This window comes from Halocella sp. SP3-1 (genome assembly GCF_003953885.1).
In the GTDB taxonomy this organism is placed as follows: Bacteria; Bacillota; Halanaerobiia; order Halanaerobiales; family DTU029; genus Iocasia; species Iocasia fonsfrigidae.
Genome location: NZ_CP032760.1, coordinates 2,501,272 through 2,513,314 on the forward strand (window position 1 = coordinate 2,501,272; position 12,043 = coordinate 2,513,314).

At 36.1% G+C, this 12,043-nt stretch carries 12 protein-coding genes; 9 read left to right on the forward strand and 3 right to left on the reverse strand.

The genetic code is table 11. The annotated features are described in order from the left end of the window. The first annotated feature begins 31 nt into the window (after window positions 1-31). The 3 genes from D7D81_RS11815 to D7D81_RS11825 all read left to right on the forward strand — a co-directional run bounded on the left by D7D81_RS11815 (window position 32) and on the right by D7D81_RS11825 (window position 2,755). The gene (locus D7D81_RS11815) at window positions 32-871 is read left to right on the forward strand and encodes a fumarate hydratase (RefSeq protein WP_125990230.1); all 840 of its coding nucleotides are present in this window, start codon (window positions 32-34) and stop codon (window positions 869-871) included. Window positions 872-881: 10 nt separating this feature from the next. After that, window positions 882-1,424 carry a Fe-S-containing hydro-lyase gene (locus tag D7D81_RS11820; protein WP_125990232.1) on the forward strand — a complete coding sequence of 181 codons (543 nt, stop codon included), beginning with the start codon at window positions 882-884 and terminating at the stop codon, window positions 1,422-1,424. 104 nt (window positions 1,425-1,528) lie between these two features. Beyond that, entirely contained in the window at window positions 1,529-2,755 is a 1,227-nt protein-coding gene (locus D7D81_RS11825; protein ID WP_125990235.1) for an NAD(P)-dependent malic enzyme, read from the forward strand. A gap of 97 nt (window positions 2,756-2,852) precedes the next feature. On the opposite strand, the gene rpmB is transcribed toward D7D81_RS11825, so the two are convergent. Further along, window positions 2,853-3,083, reverse strand: a complete 231-nt coding sequence (rpmB, locus tag D7D81_RS11830) for a 50S ribosomal protein L28 (protein WP_125990237.1) — start codon at window positions 3,081-3,083, stop codon at window positions 2,853-2,855. Between the two features lie 227 nt (window positions 3,084-3,310). On the opposite strand from rpmB, the gene D7D81_RS11835 reads away from it, so the two are divergent. From D7D81_RS11835 to coaD, 6 genes are all read left to right on the forward strand, one after another. Then, the gene (locus tag D7D81_RS11835; protein ID WP_125990239.1) at window positions 3,311-3,673 is read left to right on the forward strand and encodes an Asp23/Gls24 family envelope stress response protein; all 363 of its coding nucleotides are present in this window, start codon (window positions 3,311-3,313) and stop codon (window positions 3,671-3,673) included. Next, window positions 3,663-5,306: a DAK2 domain-containing protein gene (locus D7D81_RS11840; protein ID WP_125990241.1), complete on the forward strand. Its 1,644-nt coding sequence runs from the start codon at window positions 3,663-3,665 to the stop codon at window positions 5,304-5,306. The genes D7D81_RS11835 and D7D81_RS11840 overlap by 11 nt, the downstream gene beginning before the upstream one ends. A gap of 10 nt (window positions 5,307-5,316) precedes the next feature. Continuing rightward, a complete protein-coding gene (locus D7D81_RS11845; protein ID WP_125990243.1) occupies window positions 5,317-6,195 on the forward strand; it encodes a DegV family protein in 879 nt (292 codons plus the stop codon). Further along, window positions 6,192-8,243: an ATP-dependent DNA helicase RecG gene (recG, locus tag D7D81_RS11850; RefSeq protein WP_125990245.1), complete on the forward strand. Its 2,052-nt coding sequence runs from the start codon at window positions 6,192-6,194 to the stop codon at window positions 8,241-8,243. Before D7D81_RS11845 ends, recG begins: the two co-directional genes overlap by 4 nt. 328 nt (window positions 8,244-8,571) lie before the next feature. Next, the gene (gene rsmD / locus D7D81_RS11860) at window positions 8,572-9,114 is read left to right on the forward strand and encodes a 16S rRNA (guanine(966)-N(2))-methyltransferase RsmD (protein WP_125990249.1); all 543 of its coding nucleotides are present in this window, start codon (window positions 8,572-8,574) and stop codon (window positions 9,112-9,114) included. Window positions 9,115-9,118: 4 nt separating this feature from the next. Then, the gene (gene coaD / locus D7D81_RS11865) at window positions 9,119-9,607 is read left to right on the forward strand and encodes a pantetheine-phosphate adenylyltransferase (protein ID WP_125990251.1); all 489 of its coding nucleotides are present in this window, start codon (window positions 9,119-9,121) and stop codon (window positions 9,605-9,607) included. 36 nt (window positions 9,608-9,643) lie between these two features. On the opposite strand, the gene D7D81_RS11870 is transcribed toward coaD, so the two are convergent. Then, window positions 9,644-10,477, reverse strand: coding sequence for a nucleoside recognition domain-containing protein (locus D7D81_RS11870; protein ID WP_125990253.1), 834 nt, complete (start codon window positions 10,475-10,477; stop codon window positions 9,644-9,646). A gap of 44 nt (window positions 10,478-10,521) precedes the next feature. Further along, the gene (locus D7D81_RS11875; protein WP_125990255.1) at window positions 10,522-12,021 is read right to left on the reverse strand and encodes a recombinase family protein; all 1,500 of its coding nucleotides are present in this window, start codon (window positions 12,019-12,021) and stop codon (window positions 10,522-10,524) included. Between the last annotated feature and the right edge of the window lie 22 nt (window positions 12,022-12,043).

A 12,043-nucleotide genomic window follows, 5' to 3' on the forward strand; every position in this document is an offset into this window, starting at 1 on the left:
AAACAAAGCTTTAAAAAAGGGTGATTATAAAATGAGACAGATAGACAAAAAAGAGATTGTATCAGCAGTGGCTCAACTTGTACAGGAAGCAAATTATTTCCTCGGTGATGATATGCTTAAAGCCCTTCATGATGGGAAAAGGGAAGAAGAATCTGTGATAGGTCAGGATATTTTCGCACAATTGCTGGAAAATGCTGGCATAGCAGCAGGAGAAAGGGTGCCTGTTTGTCAGGATACAGGTGTAGCTGTAATTTTTCTGGAGATCGGTAATGAAGTATATATAAATGGTAATATTTATAATGCTGTTAATGAAGGTGTCAGCAAGGGGTATCAGGAGGGGTATTTAAGAAAATCAATGGTTAAATCTCCTATTGACAGGATTAATACAGGGGATAATACTCCTGCTGTAATTCATACCAGGATAGTTCCAGGGGATAAACTAAAGATAATTGCTGCCCCTAAAGGAGGGGGTAGCGAAAATATGAGTAGACTGCAGATGTTAAAGCCTGCCGATGGTATTGAAGGGGTTAAAGAGGTAGTTATCAATGCTGTCAGGGAGGCTGGCGCTAATCCTTGTCCACCAGTTATAGTTGGGGTTGGTATTGGTGGTAATTTTGAAAAGGCTGCTCTAATGGCCAAGGAAGCCCTACTTAGACCAGTAGACGACAGTAGTAAAAACCCAGTGATTGCTAGGCTTGAACAGGAATTATTAAAGGATATAAATAAACTGGGAATCGGGCCACAGGGGTTAGGTGGAAAGAAGACTGCCCTGGCAGTTAAGATAAAGGAATATCCCTGTCATATAGCCTCATTACCAGTAGCAGTCAATATCAACTGTCATGCGGCCAGACATAAAGAAATTGTATTGTAGGAGGGATATTATGGAGATAAGTACACCACTTTCAGCAAAGGATATAGCAGGCTTAAAAGCTGGTGATAGGGTTTATATTAGTGGTACGATATTTACGGCCCGTGATGCAGCACATAAGAGGTTGGTAGAATTAATTAAAAAAGGGGAAGAACTACCCATACCACTTAAGGAACAGGTAATATATTATGTTGGTCCAGCACCTGCCAGACCAGGTAAAGTAATTGGTTCAGCCGGACCAACTACAAGTTATCGGATGGATCCCTATACACCAGTGTTATTAGAAAATGGTTTAAAAGGTATGATTGGTAAGGGAGGTCGTTCAACTGAAGTTAAAGAGGCTATTTCTAAATATAAAGGGGTTTACTTTGCTGCTGTAGGTGGGGCAGCCGCTTTGATTGCAAATTCTATTAAAAAAGCTGAAATAGTTGCCTATCCTGAACTTGGTCCAGAGGCAATTCACCGCTTAGAGGTAAAAGATTTGCCTGTTTTTGTAATCAATGATATCTATGGTAATGACCTCTATGAAGATGGGATAAAATCATATTGTAAATAAATATATACATCAGATAAAAAGTTGATAATGATGACAGAGCAGGTAAAATATTATATAATTAGGTGAAGAAATTTAAATAATTATAATTCTAGGAGTGATAACAGATGTCAATTTATGATGAAGCCCTGGATATGCATAAGAAAAATCGGGGAAAGATAAGCATTAAAAGTAAAGTTGCTGTGAAAAACAAGCATGACCTTAGTATGGCATATTCACCAGGTGTAGCTGAACCATGTAGAAAGATTGAAGAAAATAGAGATGCTATTTATGAATATACTAATAGAGGGAATTTTGTGGCAGTCGTATCCTCAGGGACAGCAGTACTGGGGCTTGGTGATATTGGTCCTGAAGCTGCTCTGCCTGTTATGGAAGGTAAGGCTGTTTTATTTAAAGAGTTTGCCGGGGTTGATGCCTTTCCAATTTGTGTTGGAACAAAAGATGTTGATGAGATTGTTAAGTTTGTAAAATTGTTGGAACCAACCTTTGCTGGAATCAATCTGGAGGATATTGCAGCACCGGAATGTTTTGAAATTGAAAATCGTCTCAAGGAAGAAACAAATATGGCTATTTTTCATGATGACCAGCATGGGACTGCTATTGTAAGTTTGGCTGGTCTTATAAATTCCTTAAAGCTCATTGATAAAAAAATAGACGATATAAAAATTTTAGTGAATGGTGCAGGAGCTTCAGCTACCTCTGTAACTAAATTGTTGTTAAAAGAGGGTGTTCAAAACATAGTTGTTTGTGATAGTAAGGGGGCTATTTATGAGGGAAGAAAAGAAAGGATGAATCCTGCTAAAGAAGAACTGGCTGCCCTTACTAATCCCGATAAAATTAAAGGTGAATTAGCTGATGTAATTAAAGATGCTGACGTATTTATTGGTTTATCAGTTGCCAATGTCCTGAGTGAAGAAATGGTTAAAACTATGAAAGATAACCCTGTAATATTTGGTCTCTCTAATCCAACACCTGAAATTGCACCTGAATTAGCCCAAAAAGCTGGGGCAAAGATTATTGCTACTGGTAGGTCTGATTATCCCAATCAGATAAATAATGTGCTGGCCTTTCCAGGTGTTTTCAGAGGTGCCCTTGATGTTAGAGCAAAAGATATTAATGAAGAGATGAAATTAGCTGCAGCACATGCCATTGCTAATTTGGTAGGGAAAGACCTGGCTGCAGATTATGTTGTGCCTGCTCCATTTGATCCCAGGGTGGCCCCTGAGGTAGCAGCTGCAGTTGCCAGGGCAGCAGTTGAGAGTGGTGTGGCCAGGGTAGATATATCTGCTGAAGAGATAAAAAAACATACCAGGGAATTAAGCTCTATTACTTAGTAGAAATATATTAAAAAACAGTATATAAATTAAAAGAGTAATTCTTATTTTAATAAGAATTACTCTTTTATAAATAATAATAATATAGAAATGTATATTAATATGCCCTGTTAACCTTTCCTGATTTCAGGCATTGAGTACAAACCTTTATTCTTTTGGGACTTCCATCAATAATAGCCTTAACCTTTTTCAGGTTGGGTTTTTGTCTCCTGCCGGATACCTTGGTAATATGTCTACCAACGCCTCCTTCTTTTTTGGCCTTACCACGTCTAGTGATATTGTTAGCCTTGACACTACCTTTACCGCAAATTCCACAAACTCTGGCCATCCTACTCCACCTCCTCTTATTAACAATGTAATATTTATTTAAATTGATTTTGCGTCCAAAACATATTTTATCATAGGTAATAAAGAATAAGCAAGTAGAAAAGCAGGATTTTTCTAGTTATTTATTGAATATATTAAGTATTATAAATAAAAGAGATAGTGAAAACTCTTTTATTCTTGCATAGGAAAATATAATATAGTAGAATAGTTATGAAAAGAGGTGAAAGCATGGAAAAGGAATGGACAAATGACTATGGTAAAATAACAATAGCTAAAGAGGTTATTGCTAAAATAGCAGGTCTTGCTGCCATGGAATGCTATGGTTTAGTTGGTATGGCCTCCAGTAAGGTGCAGGATGGAATTGCCCATTTACTGGGATGGGAAAACCTTAGTAAGGGGGTTATTGTTGAAGTTGAAGATGATAATGTTAGTTTAGAACTAAATATTATTGTTGAATATGGTACCAATATTCACCAGGTAGCACATAATATAATAGAAAGGGTTAATTATACCCTTGAAGATAAAGTCGGAATAAAAGTTACAGAAATAGAGGTCAATGTACAGGGAGTGAGGGTTGGTAATGCAGGTTAATGAAAAAGTCAGTGGATTTATCAAAACTATTAATGGAGATAAATTTAAAGAGATGTTACTTTCTTCCCTGATGTGGTTGAAAGAACAGCAATCCTTAATAGATTCTTTAAACGTTTTTCCAGTTCCTGATGGTGATACCGGTACAAACATGTACCTTACCTTTCTTGATGCAGTTAAAGAGGTAAAAAAAATTAAAGAAAATGATGTAAGTAAGATTAATGAAGCCCTTGCTAAAGGCGCATTAATGGGAGCCAGAGGTAATTCTGGTGTTATTTTATCTCAGTTATTACGGGGGTTCTCCCTGGCAAATAAAGACAATAAATTAATGGACAGCAGTCATCTGGCTGATTCCCTGAGAAAGGCTTCGGAAATAGCCTATCAGGGGGTATTAAAACCAGTTGAGGGTACTATCTTAACTGTTTCCAGAAAGGCTGCTGATGGTGCTGAAATGGCCTATAAAAAAGAGCTCGATTTGGTAGCTGTACTGGAAAATACAATTGCCTATGCGCGTGATGCTCTGAAAAAAACACCCCAGATGCTGCCTGAACTAAAGGAGGCAGGGGTTGTTGATGCTGGGGGACAGGGGTATCTAACGATTTTGGAAGGACTCTTAAAGGGTTTGATAGGGCAGAAGGCTTATGAACATAAAGATCTGGAATTAATTCAAGCAACAGAGAAAAAAGATATAAAACAGAACTTAAAATATACTTATTGTACCCAAGTGCTTATTGAGACTAATAGTAAAAGGAATATTAAGAAGTTAAGGAGTGAGCTGGAGGGTTTTGGTGATTCTCTCCTTGTTGTTGGTACTGATAATATTATAAAAATTCATATTCATACCAATCACCCAGGTGTAATCCTGGAATACGGTCTTAAAATAGGTTCATTAAATGATATCAAGATAGATAATATGCGACTCCAGAGTGAAGAAAAGATACGACAGGAGGAAAAGAAACAAAAAAAAGAGTTTATTTCCAGTCAGGGAAAAGGTATTATTGCTGTCGGCCAGGGTGAAGGTATCAAAAAAATACTACATGACCTGGGGGTCGATATTATCATTGATGGTGGACAATCAATGAATCCAAGTACTAATGATTTTTTGAAGGCTATAGAGAATATAAATAGTCTTGAATTGATTATTTTACCAAATAACAAAAATGTTATCTCTGCTGCCAGACAGGCTGCTTCACTAAGTGATAAGAAGGTTGAAGTAGTACCTACTAAATCTATCCCTCAGGCAATTAGCAGTTTGCTTGTTTTTAATGAAGAGGCGGTTTTAAGTGACCTTAAAGATGCAATGATAACTGAGATGGAGAATGTTAAGACAATAGAGATTACAACTGCTGTTAAGGACTCTAAAGTAAATGGACTTGAAATTAAAACTGGTGATGTTATCGGGTTATTTAATCATGATATCAAACTACATGGTAGTGATTATAATGAGGTTGTTATAGGGATGATTAACGAAATACTGGATGATGAAGAACTGCTTACTATTTATTATGGTGAAGAGGTAAGTAAAGAGGAAGCTATTGCCTTAAAGGAACAGATATTTAATAATTTTGATTTTGATGAAATAGAGATATATAATGGCAAACAGCCCCTCTATCCCTTCATTATATCACTTGAATAGGGGTGTGAGAATGAAGATTGGTCTTCTAACAGATAGTACTTGTGATTTGAGCCAGGAATTAATAGATAGATATGAGATAGAAATCGTACCACTAACACTCCATTTTGGGGAAGATATTTTTCAGGATATGTTAGAGTTAACAGGTAAGGATTTTTTTAAGAAAATGAAAGAATCGGAAGAACTACCGACAACTTCTCAGCCGTCTATTGGATTTTTTGTAGAGAAATATCAGCATATGTCCCAAAAATATGATGTTATTATATCTATACATCTTTCAGGCAAATTAAGTGGTACCTGTCATTCTGCCCGGATGGCTGCTGAACAGGTAAGCGGGGTTCAGATTGAAGTTATTGATTCTCTGTCAGCCAGTCTGGGTATAGGATTTCTTGTTCTACTGGCTGCAAAATTAATAGAGGTAGGTAGAGATCTTAATGATATTACTGAGATATTAAAAAAGGCAAGAGATAAAATTAGTATATATTTTACAGTTAATGACCTCAGTTATTTAGAAAGAGGCGGAAGAATAGGTAAAGCCCAGGCTTTTTTTGCTTCTGTTTTAAATATTTACCCGGTTCTTAGTATCCCAGGGGATGACGGAAGGATATTGCCCTATGAAAAAATCAGAGGCAAAAAAAGAATTGCCAGGAAACTATCTAGATTAGTAAATACAGAATTATCAGCAGCCAACAATGGCTGGGTTGCTTTTATTCATGGACTTGATGAGCTGGATAATTATCAATATTTTAAAGAAAGTGTTTTAAATAATATATCTAAGGCTAATGGAGAATACCTTAATTTTTCAAACTGGATAAGCCCTGTCCTGGGCTGTCATACAGGACCTTCTGTTTATGGAGGAGTTGTCATAAAAGGGGATTTTCTTGAATTATGAAAAATGAACTACCAAAAAGTGTTCAATTTATCAAAGGGGTCGGCCCTGCCTATAAAAAATTACTGGGGAAGTTAAATATCACAACTGTAGAAGATTTGTTGTATTATTTCCCTCGTGATTATCAGGATAGAAGTAAATATGTTCCTATGAATTCTGTTAAACCCGGGCAAGAAATTACTATTAAGGGTAAGGTTTTAAAGATTTATGAACAGAAGATCAAGCGGGGATTAAGAATTCTAAAGGTAACTATTAGTGATGGTAGTGATTGTATAAATGGTACATGGTTTAATCAGTCATACTTAAAGAAAAAGTTTCAAAAAGGGAAGGAATATATTTTTAGTGGTAAACTATCTGATAAAGCCTGGGGCTTCGGGAAAAAAGAGATTAATAACCCTGTCTTTGAGGAACTTGAGAGTGGGGAAACGATACATACTGGACGGGTAGTACCAATTTATGCGTTAACAGAGGGTATAAGTCAGCAGAAATTACGGGAAATTATGTATAAAGCCTTAAGTGATTTTGCCTGTCATGTAAATGACATACTGCCCGATTATTTGATTAAAAGATATAAATTTCCTGATATAGCAACAAGTCTCTGGGGATTGCATTTTCCCAGGGATAGAAAACACTATATTGCTGCCAGAAAGAGACTGGCCTTTGAAGAACTATTTTTGCTACAGTTACTGGTTTTACAGCGGAAAAAGAATCTTACTGGAATTAAAGGTGTAGAACACAAAGAGGAAACCAATACCCTGGATAAATTCCAGGAGATTTTACCATTTAAACTTACCACTGCCCAGCAGAGAGTCTGGACTGAAATTAAAAAGGATATGGCCGGGCCGGTACCAATGCAGCGTCTTCTGCAGGGAGATGTTGGTTCTGGAAAAACAATAATAGCTGCTATGGCTTTAGTGGAGACTATGGCTAATACTTATCAGGGCATAATGATGGCCCCTACAGAGATACTTGCTGAACAACATTATTTAAAATTAAAACCATTATTAAGGGATCTAGGATTTAATGTTGTATTATTGACCGGTAGCTTAAAAGAGTCTGAACGCAGCAGGCTAAAGGAGTTAATAAAAAATAAAGAAGTAGATTTAATCATAGGGACACATGCCCTTTTTCAGGAAGATTTAGAATACTATAAAATAGGCTTAATTGTTATAGATGAACAGCATAGGTTTGGTGTAGAACAGAGGTTTAAATTAAAGGACAAGGGTGATAACCCTGATTTATTAGTCATGACTGCTACACCAATACCCAGAACACTTGCTCTTACCCTATATGGAGATATGGATTTATCGATTATTGATGAACTACCGCCTGGACGCAGTCCTGTAATTACTACCTGGAGAACAGAGAAAGCCCGCAGCTCAATCTATAGTTTTGTAAAAGAGAAAATTAATAAAGGTCGACAGGTCTATATAGTCTGTCCATTAATTGAAGAATCTGAAGAAATAGACGCTGTATCAGCAATGAAGATGTTTAAAACCTTAACTAAAGATACTTTTTCCCAGTATAGACTTGGTTTATTACATAGTAAAATTACGCAGGAAGAAAGAAAAACGGTTATGAAAGACTTTCGAGAAGGGAAAATAGATATACTGATCTCTACTACAGTTATAGAGGTTGGTGTTGATGTTCCTAATGCCTCAATAATGATAATTGAGAATGCTGAAAGGTTTGGTCTTGCCCAGTTACACCAGTTAAGGGGTAGGGTAGGTCGTGGTAAATATCAATCCTATTGTATTTTGATTGCTAATCCCAGGACCGAGGAAGGTACCAAGAGATTAAGTGTTATGACCGAGACTGATGATGGATTTAAAATTGCTGAAGCTGATTTAGAAATAAGGGGTCCAGGGGAATTTTTTGGTATTAGACAGCATGGACTCCCTGACCTAAAGGTTGCTAATATACTAAAGGATAATAGGATACTAATTACTGCCAGAGAGGAAGCAGAGGGACTTATTAATAATAATGGGATTTTAAAATACAAGTATCCACGCTTATATAATAAGTTACTAAATCTAGAATTAAAAGTATAAAAGGAGTTGGTTGATAAACCAACTCCTTTTGGGAGAGGAGAAATTGGAGGAAGAGTTTTAAATGGGGAGGACTTAACACTTACTCCTTATTTAAATCCTCATCCCCTAAATGGAACTACTATTAGTATAACTTTCTTTTTATGTAATATACATAAATTAAAAAATATTTTTTCTAAATTATTAAAGAGCCTGTTCGAAAAGTTACTGCTTATACCCCGGTGATTATATATCCCTTCACTCAACGGTAGCACCTTAACTTCGTTCCGGGAAATATAATCACCTAAAACAATTCTTTTCGAACACATACTTAAATCAAAAGGAGTGTTTTATGCGTATCATTGCAGGAATTGCTGGTGGTAGAAAACTAAAATCTATTAAAGGCACCCCAACTAGACCAACTTTGGACCGGGTTAAAGAGTCCTTATTTAGTATTATTAATTTCTATATACCTGCTGCCCGTGTACTTGATTTGTTTGCAGGATTTGGTAGCCTCGGTCTGGAGAGTTTAAGTAGGGGGGCCAAAGAACTGTTACTAGTAGAAAAAAACAAAAGAAATATACAGGTTATTAAGGATAATATAGAGAGATGTAATTTCTCTGATAAAGCGGTAGTACTCAGGGATGATGTCTTTATATTTTTACAAAACATCAGCAGTAATTTTGACCTTATTTTAATGGATCCCCCTTATGGAAAAAACTATGCAGCTCGAGCTCTGGAGTTGATTATAAAAAACAGGGTGATAGCCCAGGATGGTATAGTAGTTGTAGAACATGGTGTTGAAGAAGAAATGAAAGAATACAAATCTCTTGAGTTTATTAAATCTAAGTCATATGGTGATACAGGTATAACAATATATTCTGCAAAAGGGTGATAAAATGACTAGTAAAGTGGTTTATCCCGGGAGTTTTGACCCAATTACAAATGGACATCTTGACATTATAAAAAGGGCTTGTAGTGTGTTTGATGAAGTTATTGTAGCTGTTTTTCATAATCCCCAGAAAAAACCTCTGTTTTCAATGGAAGAAAGAGAAAAATTCCTCATTGAAGCAACCAGAGGGATAGATAATGTAATTATAGATAAATTTGAGGGTCTAACAGTTGATTATGTTAAATCAAAAAAAGCTATTGCAATTATTCGTGGACTGCGTGCTGTATCTGATTTTGAAGGGGAATTTCAGATGGCATCCTTAAACAAACAGATTGATGGTGAGGTTGAAACAATATTTTTTATGACAGATACGAAATATGCCTTTTTGAGTTCAAGTGTTATAAAAGAAGTAGCCCAATTTGGGGGTAATATAGGTGAGCTTGTCCCTGAACAGGTGGAAGAAGAACTAATGAAAAAATATCATATTTATAAATAATTTTAACTTTCAATTTTTTTATTATTGTATTATATTTTACCCATGGAAGTGAAAAAATATAATTTTAATCTTTTTTAATATATTTAATAGCAGCGCAATTATAAGTGAACAGATGATAATTCCCACAAAAATTATCAAGGTAAATAACCAGCCATTATGAATATTGAAACCCTGTACAAAAGGAGCAAAGGTTGTTTCAATACGTTCTCCAGAAAAAGTAAAAATAAATATAGTTACAATAGCAGCCAGTATACCTTGTAATATCCTTGAAAAAAAATAGGGTTTAAGGCTAATATCAGTACCATTAACCATAGTAGCTACCTGGGCATGGACAGATAAACCACTCCAGGCTATAATGGCATTTGCTATGATTAGTTGATGAATCAAAGGTGCTTGAGCCTGGCTAGCCAGATTAGAACCATTGGTAATCTCAAAAAAACCGCTTATTAATGGTAATATCATGGCTTCGGTTAATCCTAAAGGCCGTAGTAAGATGATTATCAGTCCCCCAATAGCATCAAGAAAACCGGTAACAATGAAGATTCTGGTTACAACTGAAAAAAGGATAATAAAACCGCCCACCAGAAACAGGGTGTTGATCGATTCTTTTATCGAATCACCCAGTAATTCACCAAATGTACGCCCATCATTTTTTTTAGCGGCTATTAATTCAGTAACTGCATAAGAAAAGATATTTTTCCTTCTCCTTCTGTGGTTATTTTTATATCTTGTATTTTGTATTTTACCTTCTGTTCCTTTATAGAATCGTAATAGGATGCCGATAATAATACTGGAGATATAATGAGCTGCAGCGATTATTATGCCTAACTCTGCCTTGTGAAACATACCAACTGCAACAGCCCCAATCATAAAGAGAGGGTCCCCGGTATTAACATGGTGGAAGAAAAATATAATTAATATTTGATATGAACAGCCATTTCCTCTTTGTCGCGACTGTACTCAACATAGTCTAAGACCTCTTTTAAGATTTCTTGTTTTTTCCCTAATGGCTTTTCCTCATCTTCAAGAGTAGTAATTACCCTATCTATCTTTTGAGCAAGGAGAGAGGTATTAATCCTTTCTGCAGTAATTTCTTTTTCAAGTTTTTTAATTTCATTCTGCAGTTGCTTTTTTTCTTCCTGGAGCCTATCCTTAAATTGTCTCAAATGCTCCAGGTCTATAACCCCATTCTCAAATGCCATCATCTGGCGTTCAAAACGCCTATCCATGTTTTCTAATTCCTTTTCTTTGGCCGCCAGCCTTTCTTTTGCCGGTTTACTATCAATATATGATATATTTATATTATTTAGGTTGAATGTACCCTTCCTGAGTCTGTTACGCAGCCTCTTGAAGTAGGAGAAAAGACTTTTTTCTAACTCTTTCATACCAACAGTATTAAAATAACATTCTCCAGTATGGACATAATTTGAACACCTAAATTTTCGTTTTATTCCTTTTGTGCCATCTTTACGTTTCCATCTGTCAGAGTACTGGCTCATATTGCTACCACAGTCCATGCATTTTACCAATCCACGCAGGAGATACCCTTTACTATCACTTCTATAATTACGTTTTGAATTAAGTATTTCCTGGGCTTTTATGAATGTTTTTTTATCAATAATAGGTTTATGTGCGTTAGGGACTGTGATCCATTTGTCCTGGCTACGTTTTTTATTATTTTTAGCTGCTTCTCGTTGGTTCCAAATCATAGTTCCAGTGTAAGCTCTATTTTTAATAATAACTCCAATACCAGTACCAGACCATTTATATTTTGTGCCAGCTTCACCAAATAACATTTTTCCTTTAGTTTTTAGATCCTGAGCAATAGAACGGAGACCTTTATTAGTAGAAGTATATTCCTGAAATATGTACTTTACTACTTCGGCCTCATCCTCAACTATTTCCAGATGTCCATCTGGCCCTATTGTATAGCCTAGAGGAGTTTCCCCTAAAACTTTTCCTTGTTTTGCTTTTTCCCTCATACCTTTCTTAACTTCCTGAGCTAAATTCAAGCTATAGAACTCAGCAATGACTTCCAGAATTCCCTCAATCATCTGTGCCACAGGACCATCCCCAAAATCTTCCTTGATGGCAATCAATTCGATACCGCAATCTCGGCGGAGGAGAGACTTATAGACTATGGCATCCTCACGATTTCTAGCAAACCTATCATTTTTGTGGTAAAGAATAGTGTCAAAAGGTCTGGGGTCCTGTTTGGCCTCAGCTATCATTTTTTGAAATTCAGGCCTGTCATCTGTTTTTGCTGATACGCCTTCATCAGTATATACAGATACAACTTCCATACCATTTTTGGCAGCATATTCCTTAAGTTCCTGCAGCTGGGCAGGAATAGATAGTTCTTTTTCTGCTTGTTTTTCAGTTGATACACGGGCATATAAGGCAGCACGTTTCATGCTTATTTCACCTCAATTTAAA